The organism is Aliiroseovarius sp., from assembly GCF_030148435.1.
Lineage (GTDB): Bacteria > Pseudomonadota > Alphaproteobacteria > Rhodobacterales > Rhodobacteraceae > JASBTN01.
Window position 1 is genome coordinate 23,567 of record NZ_JASBTN010000023.1, and the last position, 16,767, is coordinate 40,333.

Below are 16,767 nucleotides of genomic sequence, written 5' to 3' on the forward strand. Positions count from 1 at the left end.
GTGGGCGCTTGCGCAACGATACTACGGGGCGAGCGGATTGCCCCACCCGAAACCGCCGTTCGTATCGAAACATTGGAAATGCGCCCTCCCGTGGGGAGGGTCGGGCGCGTCGCGGCTGCGCCGCTCCATCGGGGCGTTTAGGTGTTCGCTCGATCTGACTTTCTCCATACCGAATGCCAGTCACCCCTTCCCCTCCAGATACCGCCGTTTCGCCTCTTCGGTGCGCCCGAACTCCCGCACCATGGCCTCGATCGCGGCCTCGTCCGACTTGTCGGCATAGCGGAACTCACTATCGGCGTAGCGGTTGATCTCCTGAATGACCATGTCCACGGTGATCGGCTGGCGCAGCTCCTCGATCATGGCGCGTTTGGTGTCGTAATCCTTGAACAGGAACAGGTCGGGGCTCTCCATCCATTCATCCGGCAGCTCGAAATCCATCGCGCGGACCTTGATCGCGTCAGTGATGTTCTTGATTGCCCGCCCGGTGAAACGCTCGTCGGCCTCCTGGATGCCTTTCAGGTAGGTGCCCAGCTTGGCAATCGTGTCGAGCTTGCCGATGTCCTTCGACACCCGCTCGTACACCCGTACCAGCCCCTGTTCATGCGGCTTGGCGTGACTGACGAAACTGGCGGCAACGGCCTTCTTGATCTCCTGCGCGGCGAAGGGTTCGAAATCCCCCAGAGGGATGTTGTGGTTCTTGCCCATCAGCAGGTTGAGGATGTCCACATAGTCGTCGCGCGTCTGCGGCCCATCGACCAGGAACCGCGCCCCGGCCCGCTGGCGCAGGGCGTCGTCCACGTTCTCGGGGTAGTTGCTAAACATCCCGAACGTGCAGTTGCCGCGCACCACTGTGCCCGCGCCGGCAAAGCTTTCCATCAGCACGGCGGTGATTTCGAGCTGCCCGGCCGAGCTCTGCCGATCCCCGCGTTTCCCCGCCAACTGGTCGATATCGTCTATCGAGCCAAAGCCGATCACATTCGGATCGATCACATTGTTGATGAAAGCCTTGGCGTTCTGCGCGCTCTTGCCCTGGTAGCTGTCGATACTCTCGGTCGACAGGTTCTGGTAACGGAACGGATAGCCCGCCACCTGGCAATACTCGTTGATCAGCCCGGCCATCATCTGGATCAGCGTTGTCTTGCCAGTGCCAGGCTTGCCGTCGCCCATGAAGGTAAAGATGAAGCCGCCCAGCTCGGCAAACGGGTTCAGCTTGCGGTCGAAATCATAGGCCATGAGCATTTTCGACAGTTTCATGGCCTGGTATTTCGCGATGTGATTGCCGACCACCTCGTTGGGCTTCTTGAAGCTCATCGTCAGTTTCGACCCCCTTGCCGCGCGCGCGGGGGTAAAACCGGCGATGGTCAGGTCATCGGCCTCGACACGGAAGTTGTTGGCCGTAAATGGCTCCAATCGCCCCATGGTCTGGGCCCGCAGGCCCACCTTCTCCATCAGCTGTTCGGCATAGGCCATGACGGTGGGCACAAGCTTTTCCTCGGCGTCCACAAAACTCGCCAGTTCCTGGTCCAACTCCCAAAGCGCGCCATGCAGAGCCAGCCCCGCATTGTCGGTCAGCACCTCTTCCACCGCGCCGATTTCGACGCTGACCTCGGTCGTGTGGGCGGCCAGAAGAAAGGCGGTGGTATTGGCAAAGACCGACAGGGTGACAAGGCTTTCCGCCGCCAGAAGTTCCGTGAATTCCGTCGCGCGATCCGCGCCCAGAGCACCTTCCAGATTGGCCTTTTTCAAACCGACCAGGCCGGTCTGCTCCGCATACCCTTCCCCCATCGCAAGGGCGATCGCGATGGCGCGGCGCAGGGTGTGCAGTACCGTCGCCTGGACCGGGCTGACCAGAGGGTCGCCCCCATCCGCACCCTCGATCCGTTCCACAAGACGCACACCTTCCGGCCGTGCGGTGGACCGCGTCACCAGCCCGGGCGTGGTCGAACGGAACCGCCGCCGTGTGCCGATGCCGGGGCTGCGCTCCGGCGCCGCCGCCTCCACTTTCGGCCTGGCGATCCGCGGTGTGTGATCCACCCCCTCCAACATCGCCGCCGCCGCACCGTAATGCGCGCGGATTTCCTCTTCGCGAAGCTCCATCAGGTCGGAAGGAAGGCTCATCACTGCATCTCTCTTTATCTTGCTACAAATATCCTGGGGGGGCTGGGGGGCTAGCCCCCCAGCTACCGGTAACTCAAAACCCGCCCCCCCGGGCTGACCACGAACTTGCGCACATCGCGGAACCCCGGCGGGTTTTTTTCCGCCAGCACCTGGTACGGGCGCTGCGGCAGGATGATCGAGCGCTCCAGCCGCGTCGCCCCGGTGTCCGCGCCGCGCCCGGCAAAGGGGTCCAGAGCAAATATCTCGCGTTCGACCGAGCCAAACCAGCCCGATTTCTCGGTCTCCACCCGCTCGCTTTCCAGCTCCTCGACAGTCCAGGCCAGCGCCCAATCCTCGCCGGGCGGGCTCTTGGCCTGTTCCAACACCTCGCGCAGGGGGCCTGTCTGGCGGGTGAATGTATGCGAATACATCGGCCCCAGGTGGATGCGTTTCAGCATCTTCGGATGCAGGTCGTCGAAGTCGCGGTCGAACCCGCTGGCGATTGTCACCAGCTTCAGCCCCCCCATCGCCTGGGCCATCAGATGCGCCTGCACCCGGGGCCAGCGGCGTTCGTCCTTGGGCAGGGCCACGCGCCCGGTATCCTCGAGTTCCATCAGGTAGACGGTCGGGATGTTCAGGCTGCTGTCATAAACCGCCCAATGCAGCAGGTAGCGGCGGCGTTCGTCGCGTCCCCGATGGCCATTGTTGCCCAGCCAGATCACGTCCGGATGATTCTGCGGCCAGAACAGGTCGCCCTTCTGCAACTCTTCGTAATAGAGCCGCTGCGACAGGGCATATTGCAACGTGGTCGGTATCTTCAACTCGCCAACGATGGTCTGCACCATCTGCGATTTCAGATCGGCGGCCTGCGGCATACCGGCCAGGTGCTTGTCCGCCTGGGCGGCGTCAGCGGCCATCTGCAACAGCTCCGCATGGACCGGAAAGCCGCTTTCACGCCGGTCGAATGTCAGCGCCCCGTGCCCTTCGCCGCGTCCCGACCAGAAATGCTTGTTGGCCAGCGCGCGAAAGGTAAAGCCGAGCCCGACCAGATAGCGCGCCAGCACCTCGACCTCGTCGCGCGCCATGCGGCCTTCTGCCTCCATCTGCCCGGCAACCCGGGCCAAGTGCCCGGTAATGCGCGCAAATTTGGCGAAGTAGCGCCGCGTGACCATAGTGTCCGACAGGGCCGCGTGGTCTTGGGTGAGGTCGTCTGGTTCGGTCATGTCCTGTCAAAGCCTGGATGCGAAGGGGGCTGCCCGGCGCTGCCCCGGTGGAACCTGTCCCTGGTCTCTCGAAGACGATTTCACCCCCCGTAGAGGTTCTTGTCATGTTTCTCGACAATCGCCTGGAAGCGGCGGGCGAAGCGTTCGTCGGCCTTTGCCTTGGCTTCCAGCACGTCGCGGGCAAAGACCATGTGGTCCTCATGCGCCTCCAGCATGTCGGCCATTTTCTGGTTGGTCGCGGTACCGATCGCGGCCATCGCGGCCTGGGCCTCCTTGTCGGTCTCGACTCCGATCTCGTTGATCCGGTGGGCGACGTCCTGCTGCTGCGCGGTCTTGAGCGACTTGGACAGGGCGTCATACAGCACGACCCGCTGCTTGGTGTCTGTCTGCAGCTTGTTGATCAGCACCATTTGCGTGGCCGCCTGGTTCTGCAGGCTGTCGACCCAGGTCTTGCCCTTTTCGATATAGCGCTCAAGGGTTTGGCTCTTGGCGAGCTTGACCTGCTCCTGCTGCACCATCTCGTTGTAGCGGGCATTCAGCTCGGCCAGCTCGGTCTCCAGCTTGGTGCGCGCGGCGGCGTCCTGTTCGACGCTGATCCTGTTCTCCAGCTCGATGATCTTAGGATCCATGCCCAGGATGTCGGCCCGCAACGCCTCCAGCTCGCCCACCACCAGTTCGCGCTCATCCAGCGTGGTGGTCAGGTTGGACCCGACGCTGTCCTTCTGCTCGTTGAGCATGGCCAGCTGCCCCTCCAGAAGCTTCACGATCGTGTCCGACTGCGCGATCAGCTCCTGCAGCTTGTCGTCGATCGAGGCGGTACGCATGCGTTCCTGACGCAGGCTTTCCGACTTGCCCTTCGAGAAGATGCCGACAAAGCTCTCCCAGCCGGTTTTCGAGCGCATCTCGTCGAAATCCTTGGAAAATCCGGCTGTTACATCGTCCAAACCCATGATCAGCTCGGCAATGTTGGCATTCATCAGCTCGGTATGGGCGTGCACGTCTTCCAGCGTCGCGTTCTCGATATCAATGGTGGCATCCGTGCCGGTCGCCATCTTCTGACGCGCGGTTTCGATCCGGGTGGTCAGCTCGGAGATCTTGGACTGTGCCTCGGCCACCTGGGCCTGGCTTTCACGGATCTTGGTGTCGAAATCGGACATGGAACTCCCTCGGAAGTAAATAGGTGTAACATTCAGTTGGGGAGAGGTTAGCGCGATTTGAAGAGGCAAGACAGTCGGATTTCCCGCAACAGGTGCGTTTTTGTGGCGCATTTTCAGGGGCTGCACCCACGCGTTGCACAGACCCCGAAAGCCCCCTAACCTGCCGCCCATGACCGATGCCTTGCTGACCGAAATCGCCGCGCGCCGGGACGACCTGATCCGTCTGACCCAGGATCTGATCCGCATCCCCACGCTGAACCCGCCGGGGCGCGAATATCGCACCATCTGTTCCTTCATTGCCGAACGGATGGGCGCCCGGGGATGGGCGGTGGAAATGATCCGGGCAGAGGGCACGCCGGGGGACAGTACCGCCTATCCACGCTGGAACGTGATCTGTCGGCATGAGGGCGTAAGTGCCGGAGATTGCGTGCATTTCAACTCACATCATGACGTGGTGGAGGTCGGCCACGGCTGGACCCGCGACCCGTTCGGCGGGGAACTTGACGACGGCCGGATCTATGGCCGTGGGGCCTGTGACATGAAGGGCGGGCTGGCGGCCTCGATCATTGCCGCCGAGGCTTTCGTGGCGCTCCACCCCGAGCACAAGGGGGTGGTGGAAATCTCGGCCACCGCTGACGAGGAAACCGGCGGCTATGGCGGGGTCGCCTACCTGGCCGAAAAAGGGTACTTCGACCCGGATCGCGTGCAGCATGTGATTATCCCTGAGCCCTTGAATAAAAACAGAATTTGCCTGGGGCACCGGGGCGTGTGGTGGGCCGAGATCGAGACCAAGGGGCGCATCGCCCATGGCTCCATGCCCTTCCTCGGGGACAGCGCCATCCGGCATATGGGCGCGGTGCTGGAAGAGATGGAGCGGCACCTTTTTCCGCTTCTGGCCAGCAAACGGACCGAAATGCCGGTGGTGCCGGAAGGGGCCAGGCAATCGACCCTGAACATCAACTCGATCCATGGTGGCGAAGCCGAGCAAGATGCCGATTTCACGGGGTTTCCCGCGCCCTGCGTGGCGGATCGCTGCCGCATCGTGATCGACCGGCGCTTCGTGATCGAAGAGGACATCGCCGAAGTCAAGGCCGAGGTGCATCGCATGCTGGAGCGCATCAAGTCGGAACGGCCGAATTTCGATTATGAAATCAAGGAGATGCACGAAGTCGTCCCGACCATGACGGACAGGGACGCGCCGGTCGTGACCTCGACCGCAGCGGCGATCGAGAAGGTGCTGGGCACCCGTCCGGCCTATGTGGTCAGCCCCGGCACCTATGACCAGAAACACATCGACCGGATCGGGCGGCTGAAGAATTGCATCGCCTATGGGCCCGGCATTCTTGACCTGGCGCATCAGCCCGACGAATGGGTCGGCGTGCAGGACATGGAGGACAGCGCGGGTGTGATGGCGCTGGTTCTGAAGGAGCTGCTTGTTTAAGGTTCTTAACGTTCTGCGGGCCGGAAGTTTAAAGCTTCGGGCGGGACCGAAAGGGGAACCTTAAGGAGTTTAAAGATCAAAACGGGGCGGGGCATCGCGAGAGGGCGGCGCCTCGAAACCTACACCGCGACGTTGTCGATCAGCCGCACGCCGTCCAGCATCGCCGCGGACAGGATCCGGGTGGGGTCGGAGAGGTCGGTGGCGGGTTTCAGTCCCGTGGCGCTGCGCAGCTCGATATATTCGACGTCCGTGTAGCCGGCGGCAAGGATCGCCGCGCGGGCTTCCTCCAGCGCGACGTCAACCGGGGTGCCGCCCCGGATGCCCCGGGCTGCGGCCTGCATGGCGCGGTACATGGCCGGCGCGATAGCGCGGGCGGAGTGCGACAGCAGCACATTGCGCGAGGACATGGCGAGCCCGTCCTCTTCGCGCACGGTGGGGCAGCCGACGACCTCGGTCTCGATATCCAGATCCTCGGACAGGCGGGTCACGACCTGAAGCTGCTGGTAATCCTTTTCACCGAAGTATGCGACGTCGGCACGGCTTTGCAGGAAGAGTTTCGACACAACGGTCGCCACCCCGTCGAAATGACCGGGGCGATGGGCGCCTTCAAGCTCTTCTGTCACACCCGAAACGGACACGTTGGTCGCAAAGCCCTGCGGATAGATCTGGTCGGGCGTGGGTACATACAAAGCGTCGATCCCGTAGGGCGCCAGCTTGACCGCATCGTCATCTTCGGTGCGCGGATACTTGTCCAGGTCGTCGGGATTGTTGAACTGCCTGGGGTTCACGAAGATCGTCACGATCACCCGGTCGGCGCCTTTCTTGGCGGCCTCGACCAGCGACAGGTGCCCGGCATGCAGCGCGCCCATGGTGGGCACGACGGCGACCTTTTCACCGGAAAAGATCCACTTGCGGCGCAGGGTGCGCAGCTCTTCCTTGGTTCGAACCAGTTTCATTTTACCCGTCATTTCTGGGGCACCTCGTCGGCAAAGACATGTTCGGCGCCGGGGAAGGTCCGCGCGCGCACTTCGGCGGCGTATGCCTTGATCGCCGCTTCGCCGTCTACCCCCAATGTGCCAAAACGTTTGACGAATTTGGGTTTGAAGGCGGTAAACAGACCCAGCATGTCATCGACGACCAGCACCTGGCCATCGCAGCCGACGGACGCCCCGATGCCGATGGTCGGGATGGTCAGCGCCCCGGTGATCTCGTCCGAGAGGCCGGCGGGGGTTTTCTCCAGCACGACGGAAAACGCACCGGCCTCTTCCACCGCTTTCGCATCGGCCATGACGCGGGCGCGGTCCTCGCCCCTGCCTTGCACCTTGTAGCCGCCCAGCGTGTTGATCGCCTGGGGGGTCAGGCCGATATGGGCCATGACGGGGATGGAACGCGAGGTCAGGAAGGCGATGGTTTCGGCCATGCTGACTCCGCCTTCGAGCTTGACCGCATCCGCGCCGGTTTCGCGCATGATGCGGGCGGCGTTGCGAAAGGCCTGCTGCGGGCTTTCTTCGTAGGAGCCGAACGGCATGTCGATCACCAGCAGCGGTTTGGTCAGACCCCGGCGCACGGCGGCACCATGCAGGCACATCATGTCCATGGTCACGCCCAGCGTGTCGGGCAACCCGTGCAGCACCATGCCAACGCTGTCGCCCACCAGCACGATATCAACATGGTCATCCATCATCTGCGCCATGGGCGTGGTATAGGCCGTCAGCGTGACCAGAGGCTCACCGCCCTTGCGGCTGCGGATGTCGGATGGCGTGAGTGCCGTGACCCGTGCAGATGCGCTCATGTTTGTCCCTCCCATGGTGCTCTGGACGCCCGTTATATGCTGCAATGCGGCAAAAATCAAAGGGACGTTGCGTCAGAGCTTCCCCTTGCCATGCCGCCCAAGGCCGCGTTTCATGTGGTAAAACCCGCATGACGGGAACCAGGAGGGAGAGACCATGAAACATCTGAAACTCGCTGCCGCCGCTCTGGCGCTGATCACCGGGCCAGCCTGGGCCCAGGACAGCCTGACCCTGGGCATGGTGCTGGAGCCGCCGAACCTGGACCCGACCGGCGGGGCCGCCGCCGCGATCGACGAGGTGGTCTATGCCAACATTTTCGAGGGGCTGACGCGGTTCGGGCCGGACGGATCGGTGCGGCCGGGCCTGGCGGAAAGCTGGGACGTGTCGGACGACGGGCTGACCTATACGTTCCACCTGCGCAGCGGCGTGACCTTCCATGACGGCAGCGCGATGGATGCCGAGGACGTGGTCTTTACCCTCGACCGCGCCCGGGCCGAGGACAGCACGAACGCCCAGAAGGCCCTGTTTGCCGGGATCGAGAGCGTGACGGCGGTGGATGCGGTCACGGTGGCGGTGAAACTGTCGGCGCCGAACGGGAACTTCCCGTTCAACATGGCCTGGGGGGACGCGGTGATCGTCGCGCCGGAGACAATCGGTGACGCGGCGACCCATCCGGTGGGCACCGGTCCCTTCGTGTTCTCGGAATGGGTGCAGGGTGACAACGTGCGGATTACCCGCAACGCGGAGTATTGGGGCGAGGCCCCGGCGCTGGCCGAGGCGACGTTCAAGTTCATCTCGGACCCGAACGCGGCTTTCGCGGCAATGATGGCCGGCGATGTGCAGGCCTTCCCGAACTTCCCCGCACCGGAAACGCTGGCGCAATTCGAAGCTGATCCGCGCTTTAGCGTGATCGTCGGCTCGACCGAGGGCGAGACAATCCTGTCGACCAACAACAAGGCTCCGAACCTGGACGATATCCGGGTGCGCAAGGCCATCGCACATGCGATCAACCGGCAGGAGATCATCGACGGGGCCATGTTCGGCTTTGGCACCCCCATAGGCACCCACTTTGCCCCGCACAACCCGGACTATGTCGACCTGACCGGCAATTCCGCCCATGACCCGGAGCTGGCAAAGGCGCTGTTGGCCGAGGCCGTGCCCGACGGGCTGAGCCTGCGCCTGATGCTGCCGCCGCCCGCCTATGCGCGCCGGGGCGGCGAGATCGTGGCGGCCCAGTTGCGCGCCGTGGGCATCGAGGTGGAGATCAGCAACCTCGAATGGGCGCAGTGGCTGGAACAGGTGTTCCGGGGCAAGGATTTCGACCTGACCATCGTCAGCCACACGGAACCTGCCGACATCAACATCTATGCCCGGCCGGACTATTATTTCCAGTATGACAATGCCGCGTTCCAGGCACTGATCGAGAAGCTGGAGGTGACTTCGGACCCGGCAGAGCGCACCGAGCTGAACCAACAGGCCCAGCGCATGATCTCCGAGGATTACGTGAACGGCTACCTGTTCCAGCTGGCCAAGACCGGCGTGGCGGATGCCCGGATCCAGGGGCTCTGGGCCAATGCGCCGACCCAGGCCAATGACCTGACCGGGGTGAGCTGGGCGGAGTAAGCCCGCAGACAACATTAAAAGGGGTGCCCGGGGGCCCAGCCCATTGCGGTAAATGTTGAAGAGAGGGCGTGCGAGGGTCTGCTTGACAGTGATCGCTGTTATTCCTATATTCTTCTTCAGATGGGCTGACTTAGAGGTCGCCATCACGTCAACCGAGGAAACTTGGTCTTGCATACCACGGTAATGGACTACTTTTCGGCCCAGCCTTTGGCTGGGCCCTAAACTTTTGGGGTTCTCAATCCCTCGTAGATGCATCTTCGCGCATATACGCTCAGGTGGTTTCTCGCAATTTTTCTCTGATTTATAACTTTTGGATGAGCTGAAAGAATTTCCATTCGAATCCCTTTTGGTTGGCCGACGGGGTGCAGGCAGAAGACGACTGTCCAAACCTTTCCGTTGTCATCCTCGACAAAAACGAGGTTATCTATTCCGCCGTAGCTTCTTGAGACAAATGTCAGGTCGTTCGATTCAATTTTTGCTTGGATTGCTGGACGTAATTTTTTCGAAAATTGATATCGCTCATGATCAAACACTCTCTTCGTCCCGTGATGATCATTCAGATGGTATTTTTCTCCGTGCTTTGCACGTTCGGTGAAAACATGGTTTGAAGAGACCACTACGATCCCAAGATCTTTTTGGTCACCAACTCCTTTACCAGGAATAGCTGCAGCAAATGCCGTCAGGTGCGACAAGTCGTATGTAATTTCATCAATTACAAGCGAGGAATGAGAAAAAGGAATCGACATATTTACCGGAAATAGGGGCGAATTTAATTACATCCAACCAGAAAGATCTCACAGAAAATCCCGCTCGTAGATGCGCCCGCGAGCAAGACCGAGTTTCATCGCCGGCGTTTCCTTTTTGCCATCTCCCACCCAGTTGTGATGGAAACGGTAGATCTCCGTCATCTTGACCATGATCTCCGGCTTGTAGAGGTAATATTTGTCCCAAGTCTTCCGGCCACTGGTCTCCGAAACCATTGGACGGGCCGCAAAGCGGACATTGCTCCGAAACTTGTGGAAATACGCATCCACGCTGCGCAAGGTAGCCAGTCTCAGCAACCGGGCAGTCGATCGATAGTCTCGCCCTGGTCGATCTGTGATTAACTGAACTCGACGGTCCGGTTCAGACTTTGTGTGATAGGGCCAGGAAAAGCCATTCTTGAGATCCTGTCCGATGATTGAGGCGGCGATCTCGGTATCAACCAGATCAGCGAAAGCCTCATTGGAGAGCTTGTCGATTTGGGAGACCCTCAAACCGGTCTGGCCGGCCAGTAAGCTTCGGCCGGCTGACCACGCCGCATTGCGTGCGTCGTTGGTCATTTTCTTGTCGAAGAAGACTAAGCCGATATCCGCCCGATCCAGCTGGATGAGGTCTGCTATGGCGGAGCAGAAAGCGGCTTTGAGGCCATAATCTCCGTCCATCACAAACACGAACTTTCCTTCTGCCCCACCGATCATCTGACGAAGGCGCTGAGCATGCGCAAATTGCAGGATGTCATATCGCACCAGGGCTCCCGAATGCGGAAGCTGATAAAGGTTTGTCTGGTTGATCCGCTTCTGCTTCTGGAGTTTTGTAATGTAGCTCTCGAATTCAGATTTCGACCAGAGACGGCCATTCTCACGGAAACAATTGGAGAGCAGGTCATCACCAGAGAGTGCAATCGCAGCCTCAACCGCTTCATGATCTCCGGATGGATCAAACTGCAACGCTGCTTCCATGATGTATCCGCTGCGTGCGTGAGCCGTGCAGAGATGCTGCACGATGATTTGTGTTCGCTCTCTCCTCGTTGGCCAGTTCATTTTGAGGGATTGCGAGTCCGTTGCAAACCGGGATCCGACTTTCATCCAGTCGATGTCGCCGAAATCCTCCCTCTGTGCCCTGAAGGCGCGGACCTGATCGTAGATGAAGTCAATTTTGCGATAGATGTCGTGATACGAAACGCCGGCAATGGCGCATATCTTCAGAAAGGGGACGCCATTGACCATCATGCGATAGAGAAGGGGGTTCTTGTCGCTGCGTTTCTGGCGGCGAGTGGCGCGCCCAATCGAGAAGGTCTTCTTGCAGCATTTACATTGATACCGCGGATCACCGCCGGCAGTCTTGCCGAAGCCGCGATAATTCTCCGGGTGGGTAGAAAGGGGTTTCTCCCAGTTCTCGCATTCAGGATTCCTGCACCGAGGCGCAGTTGGATCAACCTCTTGCAAATCTTTGAGTCTGTTGTATTCTTCGGCAATCGCTTTGTTGTTTTTTAGGCGGTGCGTTGTTCCACAGATTGGGCATTTGAAGAACTCTTCGTGCATCCTCCCTGCAACTGCACCCCGAATTGCGCCTGGCGGTGCGGCCGCGGCTCCCTGAGGACGCTTATAGGGATCCGGTGAAATACCCAGGCCAGCACATTGCGGGTTCCGGCAAAAATTGACATCCAAGCCCTCGAATGAAAAAGGCAGTCGGCGTTCAAGGCCGATGTCTGTCGAAGATATTTTCGAGACTATGTTCATTTAGAAATCTCCACAGATTCCCCAAAAGGGGTCGTTCAAGAGGATTTCTAAGAGGTAGATTGGCCACTTTGTGGCCAACCGAAGTTTTTATTTCAACATTTACCGTCAGGGGCTGGCCCGGGGGCCCAGCCCTTTGCGGTAAATGGTGCATGTGAGAACCTTGAAGGCTCGAAGCGCAATGGCCGCTTCGAGCCCAATTTACTTCGGGATCCGATGGATATGTTCGATCGCTTGGTCGGTGCTAGAGGTTCCAGCACCGACAAATAGTGGCCCGCCCATTCTGGCGAGCCAGTTGGTCAGAGCAGAGAAAGCTGAACAGGTTTGCTGTTATCTGCCCGTTTGGGCTAGGCAGTGACGAAGGCCCTCGGGCCGCCCGCATCTTAACAACCAGCCTTCAAATTCATGATCGACCTAATCACTGCGACCATATGGGAGAAAGGACATTCAATATGGGTACAAAATTCAAAGAAGCGTTAAGAGAAACTCTTTGGATGGCGTTGTTGTCCAGTGGTTTCTTTTACGTTGGGTTGGAATTGGACGTGGGAGCGATGAGGGTCGCTGGATTTCTAGGGGTTTTGATTTTTTTCCGCACGTTATTAAGGAGAGTTTAAAAGACAAAGAGACAATGGATGGCGATGTACAATTCGGGAAAGGAAGAAGCACTTGAGACCGTGAGCAGCGAAAGACCGCTTTGACCAGGTCCGCATAGCTGACATCCGTCGCAGACAGCTCCCGATGATATCTTCGGGAGCTGCTTTTCGACATGGCGTCACGCCAACAATGCGTTCGGCCCGACGCTGCACCATTTATGGCAAAGGGCTGGCCCGGGGGCACCCCCTTTTTGTTTGTGAAAGCAGCGGGGCGGCGCCCGACCCTGGGTGGGCGCCTGGGAACGGGGAGGTGGGGCGACCATCTCACCGCACCCGAAACGGCAGTTTTGATTGAAACGTCGCAAAAGCGCCCTCCCGTGGGAAGGGTCGGGCGCCGCCCCGCCGCGCGGTGCGAGTGGTTGCTAAACCCGCGCTGCTTCCCCCATGGCCGGTGTCACCTGCCGCCGCTTGATCACCGCCTCGCGCCAGGCAATGAAGCCGACCGCCGCCATGATCACCACGCCGCCCAGAACCACCCAGCCATCCACCGGTTCACCGAACACCAAAGCGCCGAGAGTGACGGACCAGACGAGCTGCAAAAACGTCACCGGCTGTGTCACCGACACCGGCGCAACCGCAAAGGCGCGGGACATCGAATAATGCCCGGCGGTGGCAAAGGCGGCGACCAGGAATAGCCAGGCCAGCTGCTCCAATGTGGGCGACACCCAGACCACCAGCGCGAAGGGGGCAAGACCCACGGTCACGGTGAGCGACAGCATGGCGACGATCACGGTGGCGCTGGCCTCGGTCGCCATGCGCTTGGCAAACAGGTAGGAGCCCGCAAAGCTGAAGGCGGTGGCAATCATCGCCAGATGGCCCGCGTTCAACTCGCGTACGCCGGGGCGCAGGATGACAAGCGCCCCGACAAGGGCCGCAGCGATGGCCAGAAGCCGCCGCGCCGCCAGCCGTTCGCCCAGAAAAAACGCCGCGCCCAGGGTGACATAGATCGGCGCCATGTAGTTCATCGCCGTCACCTCGGCGATGGTGATGCGCGTCATCGCATAGAACCACAGGATCACGCCGACGGTATGCACCGCTCCGCGCAGGGTAAACAGCCCGATGGCCCGGCGGCTCAGCCGCGCCCGGACCAGTGGCCGGATCATCGGCACCAGAAACACCAGCCCCAGCGCATACCGCAGGAATGCCGCCTGTGCCGCCGGCACGCCGGTGCCCACATGCTTGACCACGGCAGTGACCCCGACAAAGCAGAGACCTGTCACCAGCATCCAGGCGACTCCGTGAAGAGGGCGTTGATTTTCCATCCCGCGACTTGAACGGATGGGCCGGGGAAAGGCAAGGGGGGCGGGGAGGACCGTGCGTCACGCGACCGGGTGGGTCCGGCCCCCGAGTGCGTCCGGATCGGGAGGCAGCCTGCCGAACGGCCGCCCGGTCTAGGCTTGCGGACCGCCGTGAACTTTCCAGAACGTGCACCTGCCGTTTTCAAACCGGGCAAAGAACATCATTATCCTGTTGGGTTCGCCTTCCATCTCATGGGTATGCGTGCCGCAGATCGTGCGCTCATCCTCGTGATAGACACTCAACAGGCTTATCGAAAATCCGCCTGCCCCGGCCCATTCCAGAACTTCGGGTTTTGTTTCCCGATTCCCGCTGGAGTTTTCGAAAACAAGGTTCGCCGCAAGCATCGCATCCAGCTCAGTCGTGTCGCCATGGGACAAAGCCGAACGCCAGGCTTCCAGCGCCCTGGCTGCTGAATATGTCATGTTGCCTCCCCCTGTTCGCGATCTTCCGAGCCCCCCGAACTGAACACCACAAAGGGAATTATAGCACGATTGGCCGCCGCCCGCGAAAAGCCGGACCAGACCACACCCCGTTGGCGTCGGCCCTTCACACATGGCTCCGATCAAGCTGATACGCCTTTCACCCCGGCCGGTGGCGCCACCGCAGGGATCGGGGCGCCAGGGTTCCTTCACCCGCAACAAAAAGCCCCGACCAAAGGCCGGGGCTTCGCAATTCTGCCTGACGGGCCCGTTCAGAGCTGCGCCAGCACCTCGTCGGAGGCTTCGAAATTCGCGGTGACACGCTGGATGTCATCATCGTCTTCCAGGGCGTCGATCAGCTTCATCAGCTTCTGCATGCCGTCCAGGTCCAGCTCGGTCGTGGTGGTGGGCTGCCAGATCAGCTTGGTCGAGTCCGACTCGCCCAGCGTGGCTTCCAGCGCGGTGGACACTTCGTTCAGGTCAGTGTCGGCGCAGGTGATGACGTGGCCTTCGTCCGAGCTTTCGCAATCTTCGGCACCCGCTTCGATGGCGGCTTCGAACACGGTATCGGCATCGCCGGCCTCGGGTTTGTAGGTCACTTCGCCCTTGCGTTCGAACATGAAGCCGACCGAGCCGGTCTCGCCCAGGTTGCCACCGTTCTTCGAAAAGGTCGAGCGCACGGTCGAAGCGGTGCGGTTCTTGTTGTCGGTCATCGCCTCGACAATCACGGCGACGCCGCCGGGGCCGTAGCCTTCGTAGCGGATCTCGTCATAGTTTTCGGCGTCCCCGCCCAGCGATTTCTTGATCGCGCGGTCGATCACGTCCTTGGGCACGGATTGCGATTTGGCTTCCTTGACGGCCAGGCGCAGGCGCGGGTTCTTTTCGGGATCCGGGTCGCCCATCTTGGCGGCCACGGTAATTTCCTTGGCGAGTTTCGAGAAAAGCTTCGAGCGCGCGGCATCCTGGCGACCCTTGCGGTGCTGGATGTTTGCCCATTTTGAGTGGCCAGCCATGGCGACCTCCGGTTTGTTCCAGTTCGAGCGGTGACATAGCGCAGGCGGCGGGGGCGGGGCAAGGGTGTGCGGCCCCCTTGCCCGTCCGTTCAGCCCATGAGGCGGGCGGCGAGGCGGTTTTGCGTCTCGATCACGCGAGGCAGGTCGAGCGTGGTCAACTGCCCGTCCCGCACCACCTGGCGGCCTTCGACGAAGAGATCGCGCACGGTGGTCGGCCCCGCCAGAAGCAACGCGGCGGGGTCCCAGCTGCCCGCGGCCTCGATGCCGGACATGTCCCAGAGGGCGATATCGGCGCGTTTTCCCGGGGCGATCTGGCCGCAATCCTCGCGCCCCAGCACCTGCGCCCCGCCGCGCGTCGCGATCCACAGCGCCTCGCGGGCGGACATCTTGTCGGCGCCGTTTGCGACCCGTTGCAGCAGCATCGCCTGGCGCGCCTCGGCCACCAGGCTGCCCGCGTCGTTCGACGCCGATCCGTCCACTCCCAGCCCCACCGGCACACCGGCGTCGCGCAGCGCCCGCACCGGTGCGATGCCGGATCCCAGTCGGCAGTTCGAACAGGGGCAATGGGCGACACCGGTGCGAGTGCGGGCGAACAGGTCGATTTCTTCACCATCCAGCATGACGCAATGGGCGTGCCAGACGTCTTCTCCGACCCAGCCCAGGTCCCGGGCGTACTGCCCCGGGCGGCAGCCGAAGGTTTCGAGGCTATAGGCCACGTCCTCGCCGTTCTCGGCCAGGTGGGTGTGCAGCATGACACCCTTGTCGCGGGCCAGGATCGCGGCATCCCGCATCAGCTCGCGGCTGACCGAGAAGGGCGAACAGGGGGCCACGCCAACGCGGCACATGGCGCCCTCGGCAGGATCGTGAAAGGCGTCGATCACCCGGATGCAGTCCGTCAGGATGTCGGCTTCCCGTTCGACCAGGCTGTCGGGCGGCAGCCCCCCGGCGCTTTCACCGATCGACATGGCGCCGCGGGTGGGGTGGAAGCGCAGACCGACCTCGGCGGCGGCGTGGATCGTATCTTCGAGCCGCGCGCCGTTCGGGTAGAGATAGAGGTGGTCCGAACTCAGCGTGCAGCCGGACAGCGCCAGCTCGGCCAGCCCGACCATGGCGCTCACGCGCATCTCTTCCGGGCCAAACCGCGACCAGATCGGATAAAGCGTCCTGAGCCAGCCGAACAGAAGCGCATCCTGCCCGCCCGGCACCGCGCGGGTGAGGGTCTGATAGAGGTGGTGATGGGTATTCACCAGACCGGGGGTGATCAGGCAGCCCGCTGCATTTACCACGTCTCCGGTCGTTTCGAGCCCCTGCCCCACGGCGGCGATCACACCGCCCCGGATCAGCACGTCCGCCCGGGCAAGCTCGCGCTCCGCATCATCCATGCAAAGCACCAGGTCAGCATTTTTCAGCAGAATTTCCATATGTTGTCCCCTGCGCCCGTTTCGGTGAGACAACATGAGGCGCCGCCAGAAAGGGCAAAGGACACGGACAGCCACGCAGAGACCCTATCAGACCGGCCCGACCCTGCAAATGCCCACTGCCGTTACGCCCCGA

At 61.4% G+C, this 16,767-nt stretch carries 13 protein-coding genes; 2 read left to right on the top strand and 11 right to left on the bottom strand.

What is annotated here, in order from left to right; translation table 11 throughout:
* Window positions 1–180: 180 nt before the first annotated feature.
* From Q1V43_RS03885 to Q1V43_RS03895, 3 genes are all read right to left on the bottom strand, one after another.
* Window positions 181–2,118 (bottom strand): ATP-binding protein, encoded by a 1,938-nt coding sequence (locus Q1V43_RS03885; RefSeq protein WP_300514118.1) that lies wholly within the window; start codon window positions 2,116–2,118, stop codon window positions 181–183.
* Between the two features lie 62 nt (window positions 2,119–2,180).
* Window positions 2,181–3,320 (bottom strand): hypothetical protein, encoded by a 1,140-nt coding sequence (locus Q1V43_RS03890; RefSeq protein WP_300514120.1) that lies wholly within the window; start codon window positions 3,318–3,320, stop codon window positions 2,181–2,183.
* 80 nt (window positions 3,321–3,400) lie between these two features.
* Window positions 3,401–4,477, bottom strand: a complete 1,077-nt coding sequence (locus Q1V43_RS03895; RefSeq protein ID WP_300514122.1) for a hypothetical protein — start codon at window positions 4,475–4,477, stop codon at window positions 3,401–3,403.
* A gap of 169 nt (window positions 4,478–4,646) precedes the next feature.
* Here Q1V43_RS03895 and Q1V43_RS03900 point away from each other — a divergent pair, with 169 nt between their 5' ends.
* Window positions 4,647–5,918 carry an acetylornithine deacetylase/succinyl-diaminopimelate desuccinylase family protein gene (locus tag Q1V43_RS03900; protein ID WP_300514124.1) on the top strand — a complete coding sequence of 424 codons (1,272 nt, stop codon included), beginning with the start codon at window positions 4,647–4,649 and terminating at the stop codon, window positions 5,916–5,918.
* A 119-nt stretch (window positions 5,919–6,037) separates the two neighbouring features.
* On the opposite strand, the gene panC is transcribed toward Q1V43_RS03900, so the two are convergent.
* Window positions 6,038–6,886, bottom strand: coding sequence for a pantoate--beta-alanine ligase (gene panC, locus Q1V43_RS03905; RefSeq protein ID WP_300514126.1), 849 nt, complete (start codon window positions 6,884–6,886; stop codon window positions 6,038–6,040).
* The gene (gene panB / locus Q1V43_RS03910) at window positions 6,883–7,710 is read right to left on the bottom strand and encodes a 3-methyl-2-oxobutanoate hydroxymethyltransferase (RefSeq protein ID WP_300514128.1); all 828 of its coding nucleotides are present in this window, start codon (window positions 7,708–7,710) and stop codon (window positions 6,883–6,885) included. The genes panC and panB overlap by 4 nt, the downstream gene beginning before the upstream one ends.
* 154 nt (window positions 7,711–7,864) lie before the next feature.
* Between panB and Q1V43_RS03915 the strand changes: the two genes are divergently transcribed.
* The gene (locus Q1V43_RS03915) at window positions 7,865–9,331 is read left to right on the top strand and encodes an ABC transporter substrate-binding protein (protein WP_300514130.1); all 1,467 of its coding nucleotides are present in this window, start codon (window positions 7,865–7,867) and stop codon (window positions 9,329–9,331) included.
* Between the two features lie 218 nt (window positions 9,332–9,549).
* Here Q1V43_RS03915 and Q1V43_RS03920 read toward each other — a convergent pair whose 3' ends face one another.
* The 6 genes from Q1V43_RS03920 to Q1V43_RS03945 form a co-directional block, all read right to left on the bottom strand.
* Entirely contained in the window at window positions 9,550–10,077 is a 528-nt protein-coding gene (locus Q1V43_RS03920; RefSeq protein ID WP_300514132.1) for a hypothetical protein, read from the bottom strand.
* Between the two features lie 48 nt (window positions 10,078–10,125).
* Window positions 10,126–11,832, bottom strand: a complete 1,707-nt coding sequence (locus Q1V43_RS03925) for a hypothetical protein (RefSeq protein ID WP_300514134.1) — start codon at window positions 11,830–11,832, stop codon at window positions 10,126–10,128.
* A 1,012-nt stretch (window positions 11,833–12,844) separates the two neighbouring features.
* Complete coding sequence (locus Q1V43_RS03930; protein ID WP_300514136.1) at window positions 12,845–13,744, bottom strand: DMT family transporter; 900 nt, start codon at window positions 13,742–13,744, stop codon at window positions 12,845–12,847.
* Window positions 13,745–13,873: 129 nt separating this feature from the next.
* Window positions 13,874–14,203 (bottom strand): nuclear transport factor 2 family protein, encoded by a 330-nt coding sequence (locus tag Q1V43_RS03935; RefSeq protein WP_300514138.1) that lies wholly within the window; start codon window positions 14,201–14,203, stop codon window positions 13,874–13,876.
* Between the two features lie 269 nt (window positions 14,204–14,472).
* Window positions 14,473–15,213, bottom strand: a complete 741-nt coding sequence (locus Q1V43_RS03940) for a YebC/PmpR family DNA-binding transcriptional regulator (RefSeq protein WP_300514140.1) — start codon at window positions 15,211–15,213, stop codon at window positions 14,473–14,475.
* 89 nt (window positions 15,214–15,302) lie between these two features.
* A complete protein-coding gene (locus Q1V43_RS03945; RefSeq protein ID WP_300514141.1) occupies window positions 15,303–16,634 on the bottom strand; it encodes an 8-oxoguanine deaminase in 1,332 nt (443 codons plus the stop codon).
* Window positions 16,635–16,767 lie beyond the last annotated feature (133 nt).